Annotated in this window: 17 protein-coding genes and 3 rRNA genes; 17 read left to right on the top strand and 3 right to left on the bottom strand. The window is 66.8% G+C overall.

What is annotated here, in order from left to right:
• The first annotated feature begins 84 nt into the window (after positions 1-84).
• The 12 genes from pheS (at position 85) to ACZZ98_RS00045 (ending at position 12,880) form a co-directional block, all read left to right on the top strand.
• A complete protein-coding gene (pheS, locus tag ACZZ98_RS00100; protein ID WP_463514381.1) occupies positions 85-1,191 on the top strand; it encodes a phenylalanine--tRNA ligase subunit alpha in 1,107 nt (368 codons plus the stop codon).
• Positions 1,191-3,728, top strand: coding sequence for a phenylalanine--tRNA ligase subunit beta (gene pheT, locus ACZZ98_RS00095; RefSeq protein WP_463514380.1), 2,538 nt, complete (start codon positions 1,191-1,193; stop codon positions 3,726-3,728). The genes pheS and pheT overlap by 1 nt, the downstream gene beginning before the upstream one ends.
• Positions 3,725-4,408 carry an SDR family NAD(P)-dependent oxidoreductase gene (locus ACZZ98_RS00090; RefSeq protein ID WP_463514379.1) on the top strand — a complete coding sequence of 228 codons (684 nt, stop codon included), beginning with the start codon at positions 3,725-3,727 and terminating at the stop codon, positions 4,406-4,408. Before pheT ends, ACZZ98_RS00090 begins: the two co-directional genes overlap by 4 nt.
• A 162-nt stretch (positions 4,409-4,570) precedes the next feature.
• On the top strand, positions 4,571-5,614 hold the full coding sequence (gene argC / locus ACZZ98_RS00085) for an N-acetyl-gamma-glutamyl-phosphate reductase (RefSeq protein ID WP_463514378.1): 1,044 nt from the start codon (positions 4,571-4,573) through the stop codon (positions 5,612-5,614).
• A gap of 5 nt (positions 5,615-5,619) precedes the next feature.
• Positions 5,620-6,027: an ACT domain-containing protein gene (locus ACZZ98_RS00080; RefSeq protein WP_463517696.1), complete on the top strand. Its 408-nt coding sequence runs from the start codon at positions 5,620-5,622 to the stop codon at positions 6,025-6,027.
• Positions 6,024-7,175 carry a bifunctional glutamate N-acetyltransferase/amino-acid acetyltransferase ArgJ gene (gene argJ / locus ACZZ98_RS00075; protein WP_463514377.1) on the top strand — a complete coding sequence of 384 codons (1,152 nt, stop codon included), beginning with the start codon at positions 6,024-6,026 and terminating at the stop codon, positions 7,173-7,175. Before ACZZ98_RS00080 ends, argJ begins: the two co-directional genes overlap by 4 nt.
• A 10-nt stretch (positions 7,176-7,185) precedes the next feature.
• Entirely contained in the window at positions 7,186-8,070 is an 885-nt protein-coding gene (gene argB, locus ACZZ98_RS00070) for an acetylglutamate kinase (protein WP_463514376.1), read from the top strand.
• On the top strand, positions 8,067-9,296 hold the full coding sequence (locus ACZZ98_RS00065) for an acetylornithine transaminase (RefSeq protein WP_463514375.1): 1,230 nt from the start codon (positions 8,067-8,069) through the stop codon (positions 9,294-9,296). The genes argB and ACZZ98_RS00065 overlap by 4 nt, the downstream gene beginning before the upstream one ends.
• Complete coding sequence (argF, locus tag ACZZ98_RS00060) at positions 9,293-10,309, top strand: ornithine carbamoyltransferase (protein ID WP_463514374.1); 1,017 nt, start codon at positions 9,293-9,295, stop codon at positions 10,307-10,309. Before ACZZ98_RS00065 ends, argF begins: the two co-directional genes overlap by 4 nt.
• Positions 10,306-10,809: an arginine repressor gene (locus ACZZ98_RS00055; RefSeq protein ID WP_463514373.1), complete on the top strand. Its 504-nt coding sequence runs from the start codon at positions 10,306-10,308 to the stop codon at positions 10,807-10,809. The genes argF and ACZZ98_RS00055 overlap by 4 nt, the downstream gene beginning before the upstream one ends.
• Positions 10,806-12,266, top strand: a complete 1,461-nt coding sequence (argH, locus tag ACZZ98_RS00050; protein ID WP_463514372.1) for an argininosuccinate lyase — start codon at positions 10,806-10,808, stop codon at positions 12,264-12,266. Before ACZZ98_RS00055 ends, argH begins: the two co-directional genes overlap by 4 nt.
• Complete coding sequence (locus tag ACZZ98_RS00045) at positions 12,263-12,880, top strand: DNA-3-methyladenine glycosylase (protein ID WP_463514371.1); 618 nt, start codon at positions 12,263-12,265, stop codon at positions 12,878-12,880. Before argH ends, ACZZ98_RS00045 begins: the two co-directional genes overlap by 4 nt.
• On the opposite strand, the gene ACZZ98_RS00040 is transcribed toward ACZZ98_RS00045, so the two are convergent.
• The 3 genes from ACZZ98_RS00040 to ACZZ98_RS00030 are packed head-to-tail and all read right to left on the bottom strand — an operon-like array spanning position 12,858 to position 15,567.
• Positions 12,858-13,874: an adenosine deaminase gene (locus ACZZ98_RS00040; RefSeq protein WP_463514370.1), complete on the bottom strand. Its 1,017-nt coding sequence runs from the start codon at positions 13,872-13,874 to the stop codon at positions 12,858-12,860. The two genes, ACZZ98_RS00045 and ACZZ98_RS00040, sit on opposite strands and share 23 nt — an antisense overlap.
• 16 nt (positions 13,875-13,890) lie before the next feature.
• On the bottom strand, positions 13,891-14,655 hold the full coding sequence (locus ACZZ98_RS00035) for a metallophosphoesterase family protein (RefSeq protein WP_463514369.1): 765 nt from the start codon (positions 14,653-14,655) through the stop codon (positions 13,891-13,893).
• A 12-nt stretch (positions 14,656-14,667) separates the two neighbouring features.
• Complete coding sequence (locus tag ACZZ98_RS00030) at positions 14,668-15,567, bottom strand: aminoglycoside phosphotransferase family protein (RefSeq protein WP_463514368.1); 900 nt, start codon at positions 15,565-15,567, stop codon at positions 14,668-14,670.
• Positions 15,568-15,630: 63 nt separating this feature from the next.
• Between ACZZ98_RS00030 and tyrS the strand changes: the two genes are divergently transcribed.
• From tyrS to ACZZ98_RS00005, 5 genes are all read left to right on the top strand, one after another.
• A complete protein-coding gene (gene tyrS, locus ACZZ98_RS00025) occupies positions 15,631-16,890 on the top strand; it encodes a tyrosine--tRNA ligase (protein ID WP_463514367.1) in 1,260 nt (419 codons plus the stop codon).
• 619 nt (positions 16,891-17,509) lie between these two features.
• Positions 17,510-19,033: ribosomal RNA gene (locus ACZZ98_RS00020) — 16S ribosomal RNA — on the top strand.
• A gap of 353 nt (positions 19,034-19,386) precedes the next feature.
• A 23S ribosomal RNA gene (locus tag ACZZ98_RS00015) occupies positions 19,387-22,510 on the top strand.
• 136 nt (positions 22,511-22,646) lie between these two features.
• Positions 22,647-22,763, top strand: a 5S ribosomal RNA gene (rrf, locus tag ACZZ98_RS00010).
• Together the 16S, 23S and 5S rRNA genes form the textbook arrangement of a ribosomal RNA operon.
• A gap of 370 nt (positions 22,764-23,133) precedes the next feature.
• A partial coding sequence (locus ACZZ98_RS00005; protein ID WP_463514366.1) for a hypothetical protein occupies positions 23,134-23,688 on the top strand: 555 nt, incomplete at its 3' end.

The raw sequence follows: 23,688 nt of genomic DNA, 5'->3' as shown, positions 1-23,688 counted from the left end.
AGCCCGAGGGCGCACCCCAAGGGCGCACCCGCAGGGCGCTGGCCCGCAAGGCAAACCCGTTGCCCGTGACGAGAAGTGGAAGCCATGTCTGGACCCAACACCAACTTCGACCCGGTGGAGGTCGCCGTGCTCGACCCCGGAGCCATTGAGGATGCCGTGACGAGCGCTCTGGGCGCCGTGGCCGCAGCCACAACGCTCGACGAGCTCAAGGCCCTGCGCCCCAAGCACACCGGGGACAGGTCACCCCTTGCCCAGGCCAACCGCGAGATCGGCGCACTGCCCCCCAGTGCCAAGGCCGAGGCCGGCAAGCGGGTCGGGCAGGCGCGCGGCCGGGTCAACCAGGCCTTCGCCGCGCGTCAGGTCGAGCTCGAGGCCGAGCGCGACGAGCGAGTGCTCGTCGAGGAGACCCAGGACCTCACGGTCCGTGTGCCTCGTCGTCCCGTGGGCGCCCGGCACCCGGTCAACCTCGTCTCCGAGCGCGTGGAGGACATCTTCGTGTCCATGGGCTGGGAGATCGCCGAGGGGCCCGAGATCGAGGCGGAGTGGCTGAACTTCGACGCGCTCAACATCGGACCCGACCACCCGGCCCGCCAGGAGGCGGACACGTTCTACGTCGCGCCGACCGGGTCCGGGCTGGTCCTGCGGACGCACACGTCACCCGTGCAGGTGCGCACCATGCTCGACCGCGAGCCGCCCATCTATGTCCTCTGCCCCGGCAAGACCTTCCGGACCGACGACCTCGACGCGACGCACACCCCGGTGTTCCACCAGTTCGAGGGTCTCGTCGTCGACGAGGGCATCACCATGGCTCACTTGCGAGGGACGCTCGACGCCTTCGTCCAACGGCTCTTCGGCGACGGGATTGTCACGCGCCTGCGGCCCAACTACTTCCCGTTCACCGAGCCGAGCGCCGAGATCGACTGCCAGTGCTGGGTCTGCCGCGGCGGCTCGGACGCCGAGGTCAAGGCGTGCCGCTCCTGTGGCGGCACCGGTTGGATCGAGCTCGGTGGCTCCGGCATGGTCAACCGACGCGTCCTGCGCAGCGCCGGGATCGACCCGGACCGCTACACCGGGTTCGCCTTCGGCCTCGGCATCGAGCGCTCCCTCATGTTGCGCCACGGGATCGGTGACATGCACGACATCGTCGAGGGAGACGTTCGCTTCTCCCGCCAGTTCGGAATGGAGATCTGATGCACGCCCCCGTCTCATGGTTGCGTGAGCTGGCCGACGTCCCGTCGGACGCCCAGGGTGTCGACATCGCGGCGGCACTCGTCCGTGTCGGTCTGGAGGAGGAGGGCCTGCACGGTGGCGACATCGCCGGTCCCCTTGTGGTCGGCCGCGTCCTCACCGTGGAGCCCGAGCCCCAGAAGAACGGCAAGACGATCAACTGGTGCACCGTCGACGTGGGTGACCACGGCCAGAGGACCTCCGAGGGCAAGGCGCAGGAGATCGTGTGCGGTGCCCACAACTTCCGCCCCGGGGACCTCGTGGTCGTCGTCCTGCCGGGCGGTGTGCTGCCCGGGGGGTTCGAGATCTCCGCGCGCAAGACCTATGGCCACGTCTCCAACGGCATGATCTGCTCTGCCGCCGAGCTGGGCCTGGGGGAGGACCACGACGGCATCATCGTCCTGAGTGAGCTGCTCGGTGCGGACGCAGCCGCCGCCCTCGAGCCCGGCGACGACGCCATCGCCCTGCTCGGCCTCGGCGACGAGGTCGTCGAGGTCAACGTGACGCCCGACCGCGGCTACTGCCTCTCGATGCGCGGGATCGCGCGCGAGTACGCCCTGTCGACAGGGGGTGAGTTCCGCGACCCGGCTCGCCTCGAGGTGGCCGAGCCCAACGATGACGGGTATGCCGTGTCGCTGGCCGACGAGAGTCCGCTCGAGGGCCGTGCGGGGTGCGACCGCTACGTCGCTCGCGTCGTCCGTGGCGTCGACGCGACTGCCACGAGCCCGCGGTGGATGCAGAAGCGCCTGACCCAGGTGGGAATGCGCCCCATCTCGCTCGCCGTCGACGTGACCAACTACGTCATGCTGCTGCTCGGCCAGCCGCTGCACGCCTTCGACCTCGACACCCTCTCCGGGTCGATCGGCACGCGCCGTGCCCGGACGGGGGAGACGCTCACGACCCTCGATGACGTCGAACGCGCCCTCGATCCGGAGGACCTGCTCATCGTGGACGGCTCCGACGCGCCGCTGGCGATCGCGGGAGTCATGGGTGGGGAGTCCTCCGAGGTGAGCGACTCGACCACCAACGTGCTCATCGAGGCTGCGCACTTCGACCCGGTGACGGTCGCGCGGTCCGCCCGCCGCCACCGGCTCACGACCGAGGCGTCCAGGCGCTTCGAGCGTGGCGTGGACCCGGCGGTGACGTCGGCGGCAGCCCAGCTTGCGGTCGACCTCCTCGTCGAGCACGGCGGAGGCACGCCGGACCCCGGCGTCACCGACGTCGACCGTCGCACCGCTCCAGCGGTCTTCGACTTCGCGCTCACGCTCCCGACCCGCTACATCGGCCTGGACTACCCACGGGCCGAGGTCCTCACCACGCTGCGTGCGATCGGCTGTGACGTCGAGGAGCGGGAGGGTGACGTCGTCTCCGTGACCCCGGCGACGTGGCGCCCCGACCTCACCGACGGTCCCGAGCTGGTCGAGGAGGTCGCCCGGGTCCGCGGCTATGACCAGATCCCGTCCGTGCTGCCACAGCCCAAGAGCGCCGGTCGTGGCCTCACCCATGGTCAGCGGGTCCGACGCACGATCGCCGGGACCCTCGCCCACCAGGGGCTCGTCGAGGTGCTCACCTACCCGTTCATCGGCGAGGGCAGGTTCGACCACCTCGGCTATGCGCCGGATGACGAGCGTCGTTCGACGGTGCGCATCGCCAACCCTCTCTCGGACGAGGCGCCGCTCATGCGAACCTCGATCCTGGACACCCTGCTCGATGCGTTGCGCCGCAACGTCTCACGGGGTGCGCGCGATGTCGCCCTCTACGAGGTGGGTTTGGTGACGGTGGGCTCGTCGGCCCCCGCGACCGCTCCCGTCCCCCCGGCCGACGCCCGTCCCGACGACGCGACGCTGACCCGGATCCTCGAGGCGGTGCCGTCCCAGCCGAGGCACGTGGCGTTCGCCGCTGCCGGTGACATCGACCTGGGCGGTCCCTGGGGCCCGTCCCGGCGCGTCGACGCCACCGACGGGGTCGCCTGGGCCCTGGCGGTCGGCCGTGCCGTCGGTCTCGACCTGTCCGTCCTCGCGGCTCGCGACCGTGCGCCGTTCCATCCCGGCCGGTGTGCGGCCATCACCCTGTCCGACGGCACGGTCGTCGGTCAGGTCGGCGAGCTGCACCCCAAGGTCGTCGCCGCGCTCGACCTGCCCGCGGGCACCGTGGGCGGTGAGCTCGACGTCGACGCCCTCGTGGCAGCGAGCGGGACTCCCGTCCAGGCGCACCAGCTGTCCACCTTCCCGGCAGCACACACCGACGTGGCCCTCGTCGTCGACGAGTCGGTGGCAGCAGCCGAGGTCGAGTCCGCGTTGCGCGAGGGCGCCGGAGACTCGTTGGAGACCCTGTCGCTCTTCGACATCTACCGCGGCGACCAGCTCGACACGGGCAGGAAGTCGCTGGCCTACCGGTTGACGTTCCGGGCCGACCGCACCCTCAGGACCGAAGAGGTGTCGGCGTTGCGTGACTCCGCGGTGGCTTCGGCATCGGCGGCGACGGGAGCCGTGCAGCGATGACGCAGCCGGTCGCGATCGTCACGGGAGCGTCCCGGGGCATCGGCGCCCACATCGCCGATGCGTTGCAGGAGAGCGGGTATGCCGTGGAGCGGGGTTCGCGTTCCACGGCGCCGGTGACGGATCGGTCAGCTGTCGAGGGCTGGGTCGGCGACATCGTGGCTCGCCACGGTCGGATCGACCTCCTGGTCAACAACGCCGGCGTCATCGACGCGGAGGTGGCTCTCGTCGACAGTGATCCCGAGCAGTGGTGGCAGACCGTCGAGACCAACGTTCGCGGCCCCTACCTCATGACTCGGGCGGTGCTCCCGCACCTCACCCCCGGGGCCGGGCGGGTGGTCAACCTCAACTCGGGCGCCGCCTACAAGAACGCCGACAACGCGACGGCATACAACCTCAGCAAGGGTGCGTTGGCCCGGCTCACGTCGCAGCTCGGCCTCGGAGATGAGCGCACCGCGCTCGTCTTCGACCTCGCGCCCGGAGTCGTCAGGACTGACATGACCGAGGCGATGGTCATGCACCGCGGCCGGACCGAGTGGACCTCTCCGCAGGAGGTGACCGACCTGCTGCTCGCCATCGCGCGGGGAGAAGCTCGACGCCTGGAGCGGGCGGATGGTGCGTGCCGGGATCGACACCGTGGAGTCGCTGCGTGCCCACGCAGCCGAGGGTCTCTCACCGCGTGACCGGACGCTGGGGCTCATCACCTGGGGTGACGACGACCCGTTGGCCTGACGCCGAGGACGGTCGTGCAGCTCGACTCCCGTCCACGTGGACCGCTGTCCGCGGCGTAGGGGGGCGGACCATCGAGATTGCATAGTGATGTTGCTGCGTGCAAGACTATGCACATGCTGAGAGTCGCAGTCGCCGGAGCAAGTGGCTATGCCGGTGGCGAGGTGCTGCGGTGGCTGCTGGGACATCCCGAGGTCGAGATCGGCGCCGTGACCGCCGGAGGCAATGCCGGCGCCCAGCTGGGCACCATCCACCCGCACCTGTTCTCGCTGGGCGACCGAATCCTCGCCGAGACCACGCCAGAGACGCTCGCGGGACATGACGCCGTCGTCCTCGCCCTCCCGCACGGACACTCCGCAGCCGTGGCCGAGGCGCTCGGTGACGACATCGTCGTCATCGACTGCGGGGCGGACTTCCGCCTGCGCAGCGAGTCGGCCTGGACCGCCTTCTATGACACCCCGTATGCCGGGTCGTGGGCCTACGGCCTGCCGGAGCTGGCGCTGTCGGGTGGAGGGCGCGGACGTGATGCACTCGGCGGGTCCCGCCGCGTCGCGGTGCCCGGCTGCTATCCGACCGCAGTGACCCTGGCCCTGGCGCCCGGCCTCGCGGCGGGTGTCGTCGAGCCCCAGGACGTCGTCGTCGTCGCGGCCTCGGGCACCTCCGGCGCAGGCAAGGCCCTCAAGCCACACCTCCTCGGGTCCGAGGTCATGGGTTCGATGTCGCCCTACGGCGTGGGGGGAGTCCATCGGCACACACCGGAGATCGAGCAGAACCTTGCAGCCGCCGCCGGCGCGCCCGTCACCGTCTCGTTCACTCCCACCCTGGCCCCGATGCCCCGCGGGATCCTCGCGACCTGCACGGCCAAAGTCTCGTCCGGCACCTCCGCTGCAGACGTCCGCGAGGCCTGGCACACGGCATACGAGCTCGAGACGTTCGTCCACCTCCTCGAGCCCGGTGCGTGGCCGGCCACGGGTCACGTCGTCGGGAGCAACCACGTCACGGTCCAGGTCTCGCTCGACGAGCGCGCCGGCCGGGTCGTGGCCGTAGCCGCCATCGACAACCTCGCCAAGGGCACGGCCGGCGCAGCGGTCCAGTGCCTCAACCTCGCCGTCGGCCTGCCCGAGTCGAGCGGCCTCCTCGGGTCGGGGGTGGCGCCGTGAGCGCCATGCCACTGCACCTCATGACCCACCCCGAGCTGCTCGCGGTCGCGCGCCTCGAGGCCGGAGAGGTGCCGACGTGGAACTGGTCGGCCGGTCCCTTCGCGTCGCTCAGCCACACCTCGCACGAGACGTCGGTCGTCAGTCTCGCCTCTGCCATCCCTGCGGGTGTGCTGTCCGAGGGCCCGTTCCGGGGAGTGGAGGTCGCTGGTCCGCTCGCGTTCGACGCGGTCGGGGTCATGGCCGAGATCCTCGGCCCTCTCGTTCCCGCACGGATCAGCGTCCTGGCCCTCTCCACCTACGACACCGACTGGATCCTCGTGCCTGCAGACAAGGTCGACCGGGCGTGCGAGGTGTGGCGCAAAGCGGGACTGATCATCACGCCCACGATCCTCAGTGGCAGGGGCGGGGCGTGAGCGTCACTGCCGCACAAGGGTTTCGCGCGGCCGGAGCGACAGCGGGCCTCAAGGCCTCGGGCTCGAGCGACGTGGCGCTGGTCGTCAATGACGGCCCTGACCATCACGTCGCTGCGGTCTTCACCTCCAACCGCGTGGAAGCCGCACCCGTGACGTGGTCGCGCCAGGTCGTGAGCGACGGGCGCGCCGACGCGGTGTTCCTCAACTCCGGCGGAGCCAACGCGTGCACGGGCCCGCGAGGATTCCAGGACGCCCACCGCACCGCCGAGCTCGTCGCTGACACCCTCGCGTGCAGCGCCACTGACGTGGTCGTCTGCTCGACCAGGCTCATCGGGGAGTTCCTGCCGATGGACCGGATCGAGGCCGGTGTCGCCCTGACGACCGCTGCTCTGGAGGTCGAGGGTGGGTTCGCGGCCGCCCGCGGCATCATGACCACGGACTCCGTGCCCAAGGAGGCCACCTCGACGCGGGACGGCTGGAGCGTGGGCGGCATGGCCAAGGGCGCGGGCATGCTCGCACCCGGGCTCGCCACGATGCTGTGCGTCATCACGACCGACGCGATCGCCGACGCAGCAGTCCTCGACGGCGCGCTCAGGGCCGCGACCGCCGTGAGCTTCGACCGGGTCGACTCCGACGGGTGCATGTCGACCAACGACACGGTCGTGCTCATGGCGTCGGGTGCCTCCGGCGTCCCCGTCTCGAGCGCGGACCTCACGGCTGCCGTCACCGAGGTCTGTGCCGCGCTCGCCCGTCAGCTCGTGGCCGACGCCGAAGGCGCGAGCCACGACATCGCCGTCGAAGTGCGCTCTGCCGCAACGGAGTCCGACGCCGTCGAGGTCGCCAGATCCATCACCCGGAGCAACCTGTTCAAGGCCGCTATCTTTGGCAGGGACCCCAACTGGGGGCGTGTCCTCGCGGCCGTCGGGACGACCGGTGCTGCCTTCGACCCGAGTGCCCTCGACGTCGCGATCAACGGTGTCCAGGTCTGCCGGGCGGCCACCGTCGGTGACGACCGCGACCTCGTGGATCTGGCACCGCGCGAGGTGCACGTCGTCGTCGAGCTCCACGCCGGAGACGCCACCGCAACGGTGTGGAGCAACGACCTCACGCACGACTACGTGCACGAGAACTCGGCCTACAGCTCATGAGGAGCCACCGATGATCGATGACGTGACCAGGCTCAAGGCAAGCACCCTCGTCGAGGCGCTGCCGTGGCTCGAGCGCTTTCGCGGCGCCCTCGTCGTCATCAAGTACGGCGGCAACGCGATGATCGACGACGAGCTCAAGCGCGCCTTCGCCCAGGACATCGCGTTCCTGCGCTACGTCGGACTGCGGCCCGTCGTCGTCCACGGAGGCGGCCCGCAGATCAAGGCCATGCTCGACCGTCTCGGACTCGAGAGCGAGTTCAAGGGCGGCCTGCGAGTCACCACACCCGAGGTGATGGACGTCGTGCGCATGGTCCTGACCGGCCAGGTCGGACGCGAGCTGGTCGGACTGCTCAACCAGCACGGACCGCTTGCGGTCGGTCTCTCCGGCGAGGACGGTGCGCTCTTCGGCGCTCGCCGTCGTGGTGTCGTCGTCGACGGGGTCGAGCATGACCTGGGGCTCGTCGGTGACGTGGTCTCGGTCAACACCCAGTCCGTCATGGACCTGCTCGACGCAGGCCGGGTCCCCGTGGTCTCGACGATCGCCCCCGACCTCGACCAGGAGGGGCAGGTGCTCAACGTCAACGCGGACACCGCGGCGGCGGCCCTGGCCGTCGCGCTCGGGGCTCGCAAGCTCGTCGTGCTCACCGATGTCGAGGGCGTGTATGCCGCGTGGCCGGACCGCTCCTCACTCCTGTCGTCCCTGCCCCTCAGCCAGGCGCGCGAGCTGGTCAGGACCGTGGACGCCGGCATGATCCCCAAGCTCGAGGCCTGCATCCGCGCCGTCGCCGAAGGTGTGCCCCAGGCCCATGTCATCGACGGGCGCGAACCACACTCCCTGCTGCTCGAGGTCTTCACCTCCGACGGCATCGGCACCCTCATCGAGGAGGACGCATGAACGCACCCCATCTGAGTAGCCACGACGGCGACGACGACCAGCAGGACGTCCTCGATCGCTACGCCCGCTCGCTCATCGGCGTCTTCGGCGCGCCCCAGCTCGTCCTCGAACGAGGCGATGGTGCCTGGGTGTGGGACGTCGACGGCAACCGCTACCTCGACCTCGTCGGCGGGATCGCCGTCAACGCGCTCGGGCACAACCATCCCGCGCTCGTGGCGGCCGTGTCCAAGCAGGTCGGCGAGATGGCCCACATCTCGAACTTCTACACCTCTCGGGTGCAGGTCGAGCTCGCGGAGCGGATCCTTGCGCTCGCCGAAGCCCCTGCCGGCTCGGGCGTGTTCTTCGCGAACTCCGGCACCGAGGCCGTCGAGGCGGCCATCAAGCTGTCCCGGCGCACGGGTCGCAGGGGCATCGTCGCGGCCGAGGGTGCCTTCCACGGGCGCACCACCGGCGCCCTTGCCCTGACCCACAAGGCGGCCTACCGGGAGCCCTTCGCCCCGCTCATCCCCGACGTCTCCCACGTCCCCTACAACGACATCGAGTCCCTGCGCGCTGCGGTCACCGAGGGCACGGCGGCCGTCGTCCTCGAACCCGTCCAGGGTGAGGCGGGAGCGATCGTCGCGGACCCGGCATACCTGCGGGCTGCGCGTGAGATCACCACGGCGGCAGGTGCGCTCCTCATCCTCGACGAGATTCAGACCGGAGTCGGTCGCACCGGTGACTGGTTCGGGTTCCAGAGCAGCGGCATCGTCCCGGATGCGATCACGCTCGCCAAGGGTCTGGGTGGCGGTCTGCCCATCGGCGCGCTGGTGACCTTCGGTCCAGGGATCACCGGGCTGCTCGCTGCCGGTCAGCACGGGACGACGTTCGGCGGGAACCCACTGGTGGCCGCCGCGGGGCTGAGCGTTCTCACCACCATCGACGCAGACGGCCTGCTGGGCCACGTGACGGCGATGGGGGAGCACATCGTGGACTCCGTGATGGGCCTGGACCATCCCGACATCGAGGGTGTGCGTGGCCGAGGCCTGCTGCGCGCGATCGTCCTGCGGTCGGACCTGTCAGCGGGCATCGCAGCTGCCGCCCGCGAGGCGGGGTTCCTCGTGAACCCGGTGGCGCCAGGTGCGATTCGCCTCGTGCCGCCCCTGGTCATCAGCCGCGAGGAGCTCGACCTCTTCGTCGCCGCCCTGCCTTCTCTCATCGCCACCGCCAAGGAGTCGTCACCATGAGCACCCCGCAAAGTTCTCTCCCGCTTCGCTTCTCCGATACTTCGCGGGGACCCCGCAATCGCGCAACCGTTCGGCACCTCCTCCGGGACGACGACGTCACCCCCGCAGAGCAGGCAGAGATCCTCGAGCGTGCCGCCGCCATCAAGGCGAGGCCGTTCAGCGACCGCTGCCTCGAAGGGCCCGAGGTCGTGGCCGTGCTCTTCGACAAGCAGACCCTGCGCACCCAGGTCTCCTTCGCCGGCGCCATCGCCCACCTCGGCGGGTTCCCGCTCGTCATCGACGGCAAGCTCGCCCAGGTCGGAGTCCGGGAGTCCATCGCCGACGTCGCCCGGGTCCTCACCCGTGAGGCGCGAGCCATAGTCTGGCGCACCTACGGCCAGGAGCGCATCGAGGAGATGGCGGCGCACTCGAGCGTCCCGGTCATCAACGCCCTGACCGACGAGTTCCACCCGTGCCAGATCCTCGCCGACCTGCTGACGATCAAGGAGCACAAGGGCACCCTCGCGGGCCTGACCTTCGCCTACGTCGGGGACGGTGCCAACAACATGAGCCACAGCTACCTCCTCGGCATGGCCATGTCCGGACTGCACGTCCGGATCGGCACCCCTGCCGACTACCAGCCCAACCCCGCGGTGCTAGCCAGGGCCGTGGCGCTCGCCGGCGACCAGGGCGGCTCGGTGACGATCCTTCAGGATCCCGTCGAGGCCGTCACGGGGGCAGACGTGGTGGCGACCGACACCTGGGTGTCGATGGGCTTCGAGAAGCAGAAGGAGTCGCGGCAGGGCTCGGCCAGTCCGTTTGCGCCCTATGCCGTGAGCGCCGAGCTCCTGGCACGTGCCAAGGCGGACGCGATCTTCCTGCACTGCCTGCCGGCCTATCGCGGGTTCGAGGTCGACGCCTCGGTCATCGACGGGCCGCAGTCGGTGGTGTGGGACGAGTCCGAGAACCGGCTCCATGCCCAGAAGGCCGTCCTGTCGTGGCTCATCGAGAGGTCGGGGGGTGACCGGCGGTGACCGTCTCGTCCAGCCGCACCGCACGCCTGCAACGCATCAACGAGATCCTCTCGAGCCGGGCCATCCGCTCCCAGACCGAGCTCCTCGGTGTCCTTCTCGAGGACGGCATCGACGTGACGCAGGCGACGCTCTCGCGTGACCTCGTCGACGTGGGCGCCGAGAAGGTCCGGTCCGGCAAGAACCTCGTGTATGCCGTTCCCGGCCAGGGTGGTGACCGCACCGTGCGTGTCGCACCGGAGGGCCAGGAGACGACGAACCGCCTGGCACAGCGCTGCCACGAGCTCCTCGTGTCGGCCGAGGTGTCGGCCAACCTCGTCGTCCTGCGCACGCCCCCGGGTGCCGCGAACTTCCTCGCCTCGGCGATCGACCACACCACCGTCCCGGGCATCGTCGGCACGATCGCCGGGGATGACACGATCATGGTCATCACGACCGGAGCTGCGGCGTCGCGCAAGGTCGCCGCCCGACTCATGGCCTACACCCGCAAGGAGAACGCGTGAGCGCACACGAGACCAGCGAGGCAGCGTCGGAGGGGCCGACAGGACTGAGCCTCTGGGGAGGTCGCTTCACCGGTGGCCCCGCCGAAGCGCTGGCGGAGCTGTCCCGGTCCACGCACTTCGACTGGCGCCTCGCCCTCCACGACGTGGCCGGGTCGCGCGCCCACGCCCGGGTCCTCCACGCCGCGGGCCTGCTCGGTGACGACGACCTCGCCGCGATGCTCGCAGCCCTGGCGCAGCTCGCCACCGACGTCGAGTCCGGTGCGTTCCTGCCTGCCCCCGGCGACGAGGACGTCCACACGGCGCTCGAGCGCGGGCTCATCGAACGCGCCGGCGCCGACGTCGGTGGGCGGCTGCGGGCCGGACGGTCCCGCAACGACCAGGTCGCGACGCTCGTCCGGATGTATCTGCGGGAGCACGCTCGGACCGTGGCCGGCCTCGTCCTCGACGTCGTCGACGCCCTCATCTCCCAGGCGACGCGCCACCCAGAGGTCCCCATGCCGGGACGCACCCACCTCCAGCACGCCCAGCCGGTCCTCCTGGCCCACCACCTGCTGGCCCACGCCTGGCCGCTCCTGCGTGACGTCGACCGCCTGCGTGACTGGGATGCCCGTGCTGGCCTGAGCCCCTATGGTTCCGGCGCCCTGGCCGGCAGCTCGCTCGGGCTCGATCCCGAGGCGGTGGCTGCAGACCTAGGCTTCAACGGTGCCGTCGAGAACTCCATCGACGGCACGGCGGCGCGCGACGTCGTCGCCGAGTTCGCGTTCGTCACCGCGATGGTCTCGGTCGACCTGTCGCGCATCGCCGAGGAGGTCATCCTCTGGGCGACCAAGGAGTTCGGTTTCGTCACGCTCGACGACTCCTACTCCACGGGCTCGAGCATCATGCCGCAGAAGAAGAACCCCGATGTCGCCGAGCTCGCCCGTGGCAAGTCCGGTCGGCTCGTCGGCAACCTCACCGGGCTCCTCACCACCCTCAAGGGCCTGCCACTGGCCTACAACCGTGACCTCCAGGAGGACAAGGAGCCGGTCTTCGACTCCATCGACACGCTCGAGGTCCTCCTGCCCGCCTTCAGTGGCATGGTCGACACGATGGTCTTCGACACCGACCGGCTGGCCTCCCTTGCGCCGCAGGGCTTCTCGCTCGCAACAGACATCGCCGAGTGGCTCGTGCGCGAAGGCGTCGCCTTCCGCATCGCCCATGAGGTCGCAGGGGAGTGCGTGCGGGTCTGTGAGACTCGTGGCATCGAGCTCTGGGACCTGACCGACGAGGACCTGTCCGGCATCAACGAGCACCTGACGCCTTCCGTGCGGGAGGTCCTCACCGTCGAGGGCTCACTCGCATCGCGCGACGCCAAGGGCGGCACCGCCCCCTTGCGGGTCGCCGAGCAGCTGGCCCGCGCGACGGAGCGGCGTGACGAGCTCCGCCGCTGGGCCGAGGTCCAACCCAGCATCCGGTGAGCCGCCTTCCCAGGGACTTCTTTGCGCGGCCCGTCCTCGACGTCGCGCTGGAGCTCCTCGGCGCGCGCCTCGTCCATGGCGACGTGGTCCTCCGGCTCACCGAGGTCGAGGCGTATGCCGGGACCGCAGACCCGGGGTCGCACGCCTTCCGTGGTCCGACGCCGCGCACCGCGGTGATGTTCGGGCCGGCGGGTCACCTCTACGTCTACTTCACCTACGGCATGCACTGGTGTGCCAACGTCGTGTGCGGGGTGGAGGGGGAGGCCAGCGCGGTGCTGCTGCGTGCCGGTGAGATCGAGTCCGGTCATGCCCTGGTCGCGCAGCGCCGACCTGGGGTGCCGGCCCGCGACCTGGCCCGTGGGCCGGCCCGCCTCGCCAAGAGCCTGGGGCTGGACGGTGCGCACACCGGGGCCGACGTGTGTGCGGACGACGCGGACATCCATCTCCTGCCGCCGACGACTGAGGTCGACCGGTCCCTCGTCCGCACCGGACCACGTGTCGGCGTGAGTGGTCCGGGAGGTGACGGGGCGGCATACCCCTGGCGGTTCTGGATCGATGCGGAGCCGACGGTCAGCGTCTATCGGCCCGGCGTCATCCGCCGACGTGGTCGCTGATCTCGACGCGCAGGCGTTCCTTGACGGCATCGGGCGCATAGCTCGCGTCCACGGCGGTCACGGCGAGGGCACCCAGGCCACGCTCGTCCAGGTCGAGCAGGTCGGCTGCGATCTCGTACTCACGGTTGAGCGTCGTCCCGAACATCGGCGGATCGTCGCTGTTGACGGTGACGACGACGCCGGCGTCGCGGAGAGCCCGGATCGGGTGGTCCTCGAGCCGCTCCACACAGCGGGTCGCGAGGTTGGACGTCGGGCAGACCTCGAGAGGGATGCGGTCGGCGACCAGCCGCTCGACCAGCAGCGGGTCGTCGATGGAGCGGATGCCGTGACCGATGCGTTCGGCGCCAAGAACATCCAGCGCATCCCAGACGGACTGGGCATCGGTGGACTCGCCGGCGTGGGGGAGGGAGCGCAGACCTGCGGCACGGGCACGGTCGAAGTGCGGCTTGAACTGGGGCCGGGGCACCTCGGGACCACCGAGCCCGAACCCGATGAGTGACTGCGGGCCATGGTCGAGCGCGTAGCCGAGCGTCGCGTCCGCGGACTCCAGTCCGGCCTCGCCCGGGATGTCGTAGATCCACTGGAGGACGATGCCGTGGTCGCGCTCAGCAGCCCGCCGGGCGTCTTCGATGGCCTCGGTGTAGGCCTCGATCGAGATGCCCATCCGCACGCTGGTGAACGGCGTCATCGTCAGCTCGGCGTAGCGAACCTGCTGTGCCGCAAGGCCTTCGGCCACCTCGTAGGTGAGCAGGTGGATGTCCTCGGGCGTCCTCAGGAGTCCGACGACGGCGAGGTAGACATCGATGAAGTGCCCGAAGTCCGAGAACGTGTAAAAGTCGCGTAGTGCCTCGATGCCGTGTGGCACACCAGCATCGGGGTGTCGTTCGGCCAACCGCGCCACGGTCTCCGGCCGCGCCGATCCGACGTGGTGGACGTGCAGCTCTGCCTTCGGCAGCCCTGCGATGAACTCGGTGTATGCCGTCCGCTCACTCATGGCCGGAGTCTGCCAGTCAGTGACCGGCCGGATGTCCCACCCTCGGCGTGAAGGCCGTCAGGGCGTCGAGGTCGCTGTTGCGCGAGCGGACGTACTCGTCGGCCCATGCCTCCCGGTCGGGGTACTCGGACTCGGCAACGATGCGGGCACACACGGCGTCGACGTCGATCTCGGTGTGCCGCAACGAGACCTGGCCGTGGTCGAGGAGAGCCCACGCTCCGCCCGCGCGGCCGTAGGGCATGCCGACGCTTCCGGGGTTGAGCACGAGCCGGCGATCGACGAGGCGCACGAAGGGCATGTGGGTGTGCCCGCAGGCAACCGTCCTCACCTCGTCAGGCACGGTCGAGAGGGCGCTCTGCCACGCGGGGACCGGGGAGTCGACGAGCACGACCTCGTCGTCGTCGCGGGGTGACCCGTGGCAGAAGAGGACGGGGCCGAACCCGGCGATGTCGACCGTGACGGGGTGGGGTAGCCCTGCCAGGACGGCGATCTGGTCCTCCCGCAGGGCGTGAGCCGCCCAGAGCGACTCGGGATGCGCACTGTCCGCGCCGGACCGGATGGCGACTAGCTCGCGGTCGGCGTTGCCCCGCACGAGCACGATTCGATCGCCGAGCGAGGTGAGCGCATCGAGCGTCTCGACGGGCATGGGCCCGGCCGTGTGGTCGCCGGTGACGACGACGAGGTCCGCGCCGGCGACGTCGGGTTCGGCCAGCACTGCCTCCAGGACCGGCAGCACCCCGTGCACGTCGGACAGCACCGCCACACGTTGCGCATCGACCATGACGGCAGTCTCTCAGTCCGCCAGGGCCTCCGCCACGGCCCGGACGCCGAGCGGCGCAAGGGCATGGTGGCGGGGACCGTAGAACCAGTCCGCCATCAGTCCTTGGGCGGCTGCGAAGGCGCGTCCCCAGGCCCACGACACGTCATCCACGTCGAGAAGCTCCCTGAAGCGGCGGCGCCCGGCGCGGTCGAGAACCCACCACGCGGGCGTGAGGTCCCACGCGGCGTACCCCGTCGTCAGGGTGCCGAAGTCGAGAAGTCCCACGAGCTCTCCATCCCGGACGACGAAGTTGCCCGGGATGAGGTCGGCGTGAAGGAGGACGGGACCCGGCTCCGGTGTGCCGGCGGCCAGCGCGGTGTCCACCAAGCCCCTGATGGGCGTGGGGTCTAGGGCGCCCGATAAGGGGTCGGTGGCCGCGGCAAGGCGCTCGAGTCGACGCCGCAGGTGGTCACCGCGCTCTCCTCGTGGGAGATCCGTCGACGGCATCGAGGAGAGGTCGACACCGCGCAGCGACCTCACGAGCCCGGCCAACGTGTCGGGCCACGAGCTGGGAGTGACACCGGAGAGCACCATCGCGGTGGCGTCCTCTCCGGCCACCCACCGGTTGACCGTCCAGATGTGCGGGTAGGCGCCGGTGGGTTTCCCCACGTGCTCGATCTCCGGCAGCTCCAGGGCGATGGACTGCCGCAGCCGGGGCAGCCAGTCGATCTCCTTGCGCAGACCCTGCTCCGCCGAGGAGTCACGCGGGATCCGGACAAGCAGGTCGTCGCCGAGCCGGTAGGTCGTGTGCTCGGTCCCGGAGGTGGTCATGGCACGCAACGGGAGGTCCTTCCACCCTTCGCACTGGGCATCCACGAGTGCGCGGACCGTCGCCAGATCCACGGGGGTCTCACCCTCGAAGAGCGTCGGCATGACGCCATCCCACACGTCGATGCGCCCCGCGTCCACCGAGTCGCCCGTGGCAGGCTGACGCCTGTGAACGACATCCTTGCTGAACTGCAGTGGCGCGGCCTTGTCGCCCAGACGACTGACGCGGACGCCTTGCGGGACGCCCTGACGGCCGGACCGATCACCGCCTACTGCGGGTTCGACCCGACGGCGCCCTCGCTCCACTTCGGCAACCTCGTCCAGCTCATCGTGCTGCGACACCTCCAGCGCGCGGGCCACCGGGTGATCTGCCTCGTGGGTGGGTCGACCGGCCTCATCGGCGACCCGCGCCCGAGCTCGGAGCGGGTGCTCAAGACCAAGGAGCAGACGGCCGAGTGGGTCGCGGGCATCCAGGACCAGGTCCAGCCCTTCCTCGACTTCGAGGGTGACAACGCGGCAGTCATGGTCAACAACCTCGACTGGACGGCGCCGATGTCGGCGCTCGACTTCCTGCGCGACATCGGCAAGCACTTCCGCGTCAACCAGATGGTCAAGAAGGACGCGGTGGCGGCGCGGCTGGGCTCGGCCGAGGGCATCTCGTACACCGAGTTCAGCTACCAGATCCTGCAGGGCCTCGACTTCCTCGAGCTCTACCGCGCCCACGGCTGCACGCTGCAGACCGGTGGGCAGGACCAGTGGGGCAACCTCACCGCCGGCTCGGACCTCATCCACAGGGTCGAGGGGGAGTCTGTCCACCTGCTGACGACCCCGCTCGTCACCGACGCCGCCGGCAACAAGTTCGGCAAGAGCGAGGGCAACGCCGTCTGGCTGTCGCCCGCGATGACGAGCCCCTACGCCTTCTACCAGTACTGGCTCAACGTCGAGGACGCCTCCGTCATCAAGCTCGTGCGGATCTTCACCGACCGCACCCAGGACGAGGTGGCAGAGCTGGAGCGTCAGCTCGCCGAGGAGCCGTTCCGGCGAGCCGCGCAGCGCACCCTCGCGGCAGACGTGACGACCCTCGTCCACGGGGCGGAGGCCACCGCATCGGTCCAAGCGGCGTCCGAGGCGCTCTTCGGCAAGGGCGACCTCGCTGCTCTGGACCTGCGCACGCTGCAGGACGCGACGGCCGAGCTGCCCGGGGGAGAGGTGTCCCCGGGGATGACCATGACCGAAGCCCTCGTGGCCGTCGGGCTGGTCGACTCCCGCAACGCCGCCCGACGCGCGATCGGCGACGGCGGAGCCTCGGTCAACGGCGAGAAGGTCAGTGATGCCGAGTTCACCCTTCGCGATGAGCACTTCCTCCACGGCTCGGTGGCCATCCTCCGACGTGGCCGCAAGTCCATGGCTGCCGCCCGCAAGGCCTAGAACCGTTGTCTCACAACACAATCGGGTATGCCGGCCGGTCCGGCACGCGCTGACCCCGAGCCGATTTGTGTTCTGGTCCGGGAGTCATCTACTGTTCTCGATGTCAGCCCGCAAGGGAGGAACGGACACCACGGTGTGGGGCTTGAGGCCCCGTGCGAAGTAGGCCGGTCCCAAGGTTGACTCGACCAGCCCGGACCGGTGGAGACACTGGTTCGAGAGGCGCCGAGAGGCTGCTAAGGTTAGAACCCCGCGAAGATCCAAGTGCAGTCGCATCCGGGCCGTGAAGTGTGCGGTGTTTGGATTTGACGCCCAAGTGTGGCCGTGGGTAGGTTTTGTCAGGTTGCCCTGTTGTCTGGCCCCGGTGTGGGTTGGGTGGTGGTGTGCGTCCGATCCTTGAGAACTCAACAGCGTGTCAAAAATCGATGCCAATTAACCTCGTTTCGTGGTGGCTGTGATTTGCCTTTTGTGGGTGATGAGTGGTGGCTGCGTTTCGATTATCCTTTGGTTGACAATGATCATTCAGCTTAATTGCTGGTTGTTCAGACTCAGCCGGGTAGACAACCCTTTATTGGGTTCAGTATTGCTCGGGCTTCCTTTGGGGGGTTCGGGTGTTTGAACATCAACGGAGAGTTTGATCCTGGCTCAGGACGAACGCTGGCGGCGTGCTTAACACATGCAAGTCGAACGGTGATCAGGGAGCTTGCTTCCTGTGAGCAGTGGCGAACGGGTGAGTAACACGTGAGTAACCTGCCCCAGACTCTGGAATAAGCGCTGGAAACGGCGTCTAATACCGGATATGACATCAAGCCGCATGGTTATGGTGTGGAAAGTTTTTCGGTCTGGGATGGACTCGCGGCCTATCAGCTTGTTGGTGAGGTAATGGCTTACCAAGGCGATGACGGGTAGCCGGCCTGAGAGGGCGATCGGCCACACTGGGACTGAGACACGGCCCAGACTCCTACGGGAGGCAGCAGTGGGGAATATTGCACAATGGGCGCAAGCCTGATGCAGCGACGCCGCGTGAGGGATGACGGCCTTCGGGTTGTAAACCTCTTTCAGCAGGGAAGAAGCGCAAGTGACGGTACCTGCAGAAGAAGCACCGGCTAACTACGTGCCAGCAGCCGCGGTAATACGTAGGGTGCGAGCGTTGTCCGGAATTATTGGGCGTAAAGAGCTTGTAGGCGGTTTGTCGCGTCTGCTGTGAAAATCCGGGGCTCAACCCCGGACTTGCAGTGGGTACGGGCAGACTAGAGTGTGGTAGGGGAGACTGGAATTCCTGGTGTAGCGGTGAAATGCGCAGATATCAGGAGGAACACCGATGGCGAAGGCAGGTCTCTGGGCCACTACTGACGCTGAGAAGCGAAAGCATGGGGAGCGAACAGGATTAGATACCCTGGTAGTCCATGCCGTAAACGTTGGGAACTAGGTGTGGGTCTCATTCCACGAGGTCCGTGCCGCAGCTAACGCATTAAGTTCCCCGCCTGGGGAGTACGGCCGCAAGGCTAAAACTCAAAGGAATTGACGGGGGCCCGCACAAGCGGCGGAGCATGTGGATTAATTCGATGCAACGCGAAGAACCTTACCAAGGCTTGACATATACCGGAAACATTCAGAGATGGGTGCCCCGCAAGGTCGGTATACAGGTGGTGCATGGTTGTCGTCAGCTCGTGTCGTGAGATGTTGGGTTAAGTCCCGCAACGAGCGCAACCCTCGTTCTATGTTGCCAGCACGTGATGGTGGGGACTCATAGGAGACTGCCGGGGTCAACTCGGAGGAAGGTGGGGATGAGGTCAAATCATCATGCCCCTTATGTCTTGGGCTTCACACATGCTACAATGGCCGGTACAAAGGGCTGCGATACCGTAAGGTGGAGCGAATCCCAAAAAACCGGTCTCAGTTCGGATTGGGGTCTGCAACTCGACCCCATGAAGTTGGAGTCGCTAGTAATCGCAGATCAGCAACGCTGCGGTGAATACGTTCCCGGGCCTTGTACACACCGCCCGTCAAGTCACGAAAGTCGGTAACACCCGAAGCCGGTGGCCCAACCCCTTGTGGGAGGGAGCCGTCGAAGGTGGGACTGGCGATTGGGACTAAGTCGTAACAAGGTAGCCGTACCGGAAGGTGCGGCTGGATCACCTCCTTTCTAAGGAGCACTGGCCGGCAACGGTCCAGAGCCTGGTCTGTCCCCGAGTGTGGGGCAGCAGGTGCTCAAGGGTGGAACATCGATTATTTGACGCCGTGTCGTTCGCGACTGCCAGTACACCTGGTTCTCTTTTGGGGGAGCTGGGAGGGACCGCAGTTGTCGAGGGGCCGGCGTCTGACACGTTGTTGGGTCCTGAGGGCTCGAGCGCATGCTCGTTCCTGAAGGCCGGTATCCGGTCAGGACCTCCACCACGGTGAACCACCACGACTCCTTTGGGGTGGTGGGAGGCGCCGGGTTTGGTGTGGGGCCGCCCGTATGTTGAGAACTACACAGTGGACGCGAGCATCTTTGTGGCTCAAGTTTTTAAGGGCGCACGGTGGATGCCTTGGCACCAGGAACCGAAGAAGGACGTAGGAATCTGCGATAAGCCACGGGGAGTCGATAACCAGACTGTGATCCGTGGATTTCCGAATGGGGAAACCCGGCTGGAGGCAAGTCCAGTCACTCCTGCCTGAATATATAGGGCAGGTAGAGGGAACGTGGGGAAGTGAAACATCTCAGTACCCACAGGAAGAGAAAGCAACCGCGATTCCGTGAGTATTGGCGAGAGAAAGCGGATGAGGCTAAACCGTATCTGTGTGATAGCTGTCAGGCGTTGCAGGTACGGGGTCGTGGGACCTCTCGGTCGGGACTGACATCCCGGCATGGAGTCAAAAATTTGCGTCATAGTCGAAGGGCATTGAAAGGCCCGGCACAGAGGGTGCGACCCCCGTAGACGAAATGACGTGAACTTCAGAGAGTTATCCCAAGTAATACGGGGCCCGAGAAATCCCGTATGAATCTGGCGGGACCACCCGCTAAGCCTAAATATTCCCTGGTGACCGATAGCGGACAAGTACCGTGAGGGAAAGGTGAAAAGTACCCCGGGAGGGGAGTGAAATAGATCCTGAAACCGTGTGCCTACAATCCGTTGGAGCCTCCTTGTGGGGTGACAGCGTGCCTTTTGAAGAATGAGCCTGCGAGTTAGTGCTCAGTGGCGAGGTTAACCCGTGTGGGGAAGCCGTAGCGAAAGCGAGTCCGAATAGGGCGTATGAGTCGCTGGGTCTAGACCCGAAGCGGAGTGATCTACCCATGGCCAGGTTGAAGCGACGGTAAGACGTCGTGGAGGACCGAACCCACTTAGGTTGAAAACTGAGGGGATGAGCTGTGGGTAGGGGTGAAAGGCCAATCAAACTCCGTGATAGCTGGTTCTCCCCGAAATGCATTTAGGTGCAGCGTCACGTGTTTCTTACCGGAGGTAGAGCTACTGGATAGCCGATGGGCCTCAACAGGTTACTGACGTTAGCCAAACTCCGAATGCCGGTAAGTGAGAGCGTGGCAGTGAGACTGCGGGGGATAAGCTCCGTAGTCGAGAGGGAAACAGCCCAGACCACCAGCTAAGGTCCCAAAGCGTGTGCTAAGTGGAAAAGGATGTGGAGTTGCAGTGACAACCAGGAGGTTGGCTTAGAAGCAGCCACCCTTTAAAGAGTGCGTAATAGCTCACTGGTCAAGTGATTCCGCGCCGACAATGTAGCGGGGCTCAAGCACACCACCGAAGCTGTGGCATTGACATATTGCCCGGCCATCTTACCTGCGGGTGGGTGGTCCAAGCGTGTTGATGGGTAGGGGAGCGTCGTGTGGCCAGGGAAGCGGCGGTGTGAACCAGCCGTGGAGGCCACACGAGTGAGAATGCAGGCATGAGTAGCGAATGACGGGCGAGAAACCCGTCCGCCGAATAACCAAGGGTTCCAGGGTCAAGCTAATCTGCCCTGGGTAAGTCGGGACCTAAGGCGAGGCCGACAGGCGTAGTCGATGGACATCCGGTTGATATTCCGGAACCGGCGAAGAACCGCCCATGACGAACCTTGTGATGCTAAACGCCTGAAGCTCGTGAACCAAAGCCTTCGGGTGGAGGTCGTGAGTGGAGCGCGTGACCCGATCAGGTAGTAGTCAAGCGATGGAGAGACGCAGGAAGGTAGCCTCCGCGTGGCGATGGTAGTCCACGTCCAAGGGTGTAGGGAGTGAGATAGGCAAATCCGTCTCACACATATCCTGAGACCTGATAGTGACCGCGAATGCGGGAAGCAGGGTGATCCTATGCTGCCAAGAAAATCTTCTAGCGAGGTTCGAGCCGCCCGTACCCCAAACCGACTCAGGTGGTTAGGTAGAGAATACCAAGGCGATCGAGTGAATCATGGTTAAGGAACTCGGCAAAATACCCCCGTAACTTCGGGAGAAGGGGGGCCCAGACCCTGAAGACACTTGCTGTCTAGGGGAAACGGCCGCAGAGACCAGGGAGAAGCGACTGTTTACTAAAAACACAGGTCCGTGCTAAGTCGCAAGACGATGTATACGGACTGACGCCTGCCCGGTGCTGGAAGGTTAAGAGGACGGGTTAGATCCTTCGGGGTCGAAGCTCAGAATTTAAGCCCCAGTAAACGGCGGTGGTAACTATAACCATCCTAAGGTAGCGAAATTCCTTGTCGGGTAAGTTCCGACCTGCACGAATGGCGTAACGACTTCTCCACTGTCTCAACCATGAACTCGGCGAAATTGCACTACGAGTAAAGATGCTCGTTACGCGCAGCAGGACGGAAAGACCCCGGGACCTTTACTATAGCTTGGTATTGGTGTTCGGTACGGCTTGTGTAGGATAGGTGGGAGACTGTGAAGCGGGCACGCCAGTGTTCGTGGAGTCAACGTTGAAATACCACTCTGGTCGTTCTGGATATCTAACCTCGGTCCGTGATCCGGATCAGGGACATTGCCTGGTGGGTAGTTTAACTGGGGCGGTTGCCTCCTAAAAGGTAACGGAGGCGCTCAAAGGTTCCCTCAGCCTGGTTGGTAATCAGGTTTCGAGTGTAAGTGCACAAGGGAGCTTGACTGCGAGACCGGCAGGTCGAGCAGGGACGAAAGTCGGAACTAGTGACCCGGCGCTGGCTTGTGGAAGCGGCGTCGCTCAACGGATAAAAGGTACCCCGGGGATAACAGGCTGATCTTGCCCAAGAGTCCATATCGACGGCATGGTTTGGCACCTCGATGTCGGCTCGTCGCATCCTGGGGGTGGAGTCTCTCCCAAGGGTTGGGCTGTTCGCCCATTAAAGCGGTACGCGAGCTGGGTTTAGAACGTCGTGAGACAGTTCGGTCCCTATCCGCTGTGCGCGTAGGAAATTTGAGAAGGGCTGTCCCTAGTACGAGAGGACCGGGATGGACGAACCTCTGGTGTGTCAGTTGTTCTGCCAAGAGCACCGCTGATTAGCTACGTTCGGAAGTGATAACCGCTGAAAGCATCTAAGCGGGAAGCACGCTTCAAGATGAGATTTCCATGGAGCTCTGCTCCGAGAGGCTCCCAGCTAGACTACTGGGTTGATAGGCCAGACGTGGAAGTGCAGTAATGCATGTAGCTGACTGGTACTAATAAGCCGATAACTTGATACACACTAAAAAAGTTGCGTTCGCGTCCACTGTGCAGTTCCCGAGATACGGTCGGGACTCCCCACACACACCACCACCCCCACACCAAGGGAGTGGGCCCTGGTGTGCAACGGGAGGGTCAACCACATCTCCATAGAGTTTCGGCTGTCATAGCGAAGGGGAAACGCCCGGCTCCATTCCGAACCCGGAAGCTAAGCCCTTCAGCGCCGATGGTACTGCACTGGTGACGGTGTGGGAGAGTAGGACGCAGCCGGACAAACATTCCCGGAATGGCCCGCCAACAATGGCGGGCCATTTCGCATTTTGGGGTCTGTGCCGTGCAGCACCGGGCCCTAGACTGCATCTGCTCGACGCGGCTGTTGTCGCCAGATCTGCCCTGGAGGGTACTCATGACCAACGAGAACCGTGGACCCCGCCGTGACGGCGGGCGCGATGACTCGCGCCGAGGAGGGTCCGATCGGGACGCCTCCCGAGGACGCGACGCCAGCGGTCGCGGACCCCGAGGTGGCGACCGGCCGGACCGGGGGCGGGACGAGCGTCGCGACGGGGGATCCGCAGGACGGGACAGTGGGCGGCCGGCCCGCGGTGGCGTGGACCGGGACCGTGATCAGCGTGGCGGCCCTCGCTTGGCACCCAAGACTGCGCGCCGCCCCGAACCCCGCATCCCGGACGGGGTCACCGGCAAGGAGCTCGACCGTTCGGTGCATCAGCAACTGCGCACCCTGAGCAAGGAGAACGCCGAGGGTGTGGCCCAACATCTCGTCATGGTGGCGGCGTTGCTCGAGGCCGACGAGATCGAGAACGCCATGGCGCACGCCGAGACCGCGGTGCGCCGGGCCGGCCGCGTTCCCGCAGCCCGCGAGGCCCTCGGCATGGTGGCCTACCGCTCCGGCGACTTCGCTCGTGCCCTCGGAGAGTTCCGCACTGTTCGTCGGATCAGTGGCTCGGATCACCTCATCCCGCTCATGGTCGACTGCGAGCGGGGGCTGGGGCGCCACGAGCGCGCGCTGGACCTGGCGCAGTCTGCCGAGGCCAAGCGACTGCCCAAGGAGGAGCGGGTCGAGCTGGCCATCGTCGTCAGCGGCATTCGCCGTGACCTCGGCCAGACCGACGCTGCACTGGTCGCTCTGCAGATCCCAGAAGCTGAAGAAGTCGAACCAGCCCCGGCTCGCCTACGCCTA

This window comes from Knoellia sp. AC549, from assembly GCF_979258975.1.
This window is presented reverse-complemented; position numbering and strand designations above follow the sequence as displayed.

Excerpts from the sequence above, each read along its gene's own strand:
- ACZZ98_RS00030 (WP_463514368.1), bottom strand. The coding sequence starts at position 15,567 with ATGCCGACGCTCTTCGAGGGTGAGACCCCCGTGGATCTGGCGACGGTC.
- ACZZ98_RS00040 (WP_463514370.1), bottom strand. The coding sequence starts at position 13,874 with ATGAGTGAGCGGACGGCATACACCGAGTTCATCGCAGGGCTGCCGAAG.
- pheS (WP_463514381.1), top strand. The coding sequence starts at position 85 with ATGTCTGGACCCAACACCAACTTCGACCCGGTGGAGGTCGCCGTGCTC.
- ACZZ98_RS00080 (WP_463517696.1), top strand. The coding sequence starts at position 5,620 with ATGCCACTGCACCTCATGACCCACCCCGAGCTGCTCGCGGTCGCGCGC.
- ACZZ98_RS00035 (WP_463514369.1), bottom strand. The coding sequence starts at position 14,655 with ATGGTCGATGCGCAACGTGTGGCGGTGCTGTCCGACGTGCACGGGGTG.
- pheT (WP_463514380.1), top strand. The coding sequence starts at position 1,191 with ATGCACGCCCCCGTCTCATGGTTGCGTGAGCTGGCCGACGTCCCGTCG.
- ACZZ98_RS00065 (WP_463514375.1), top strand. The coding sequence starts at position 8,067 with ATGAACGCACCCCATCTGAGTAGCCACGACGGCGACGACGACCAGCAG.
- ACZZ98_RS00090 (WP_463514379.1), top strand. The coding sequence starts at position 3,725 with ATGACGCAGCCGGTCGCGATCGTCACGGGAGCGTCCCGGGGCATCGGC.
- argB (WP_463514376.1), top strand. The coding sequence starts at position 7,186 with ATGATCGATGACGTGACCAGGCTCAAGGCAAGCACCCTCGTCGAGGCG.
- argF (WP_463514374.1), top strand. The coding sequence starts at position 9,293 with ATGAGCACCCCGCAAAGTTCTCTCCCGCTTCGCTTCTCCGATACTTCG.
- argC (WP_463514378.1), top strand. The coding sequence starts at position 4,571 with ATGCTGAGAGTCGCAGTCGCCGGAGCAAGTGGCTATGCCGGTGGCGAG.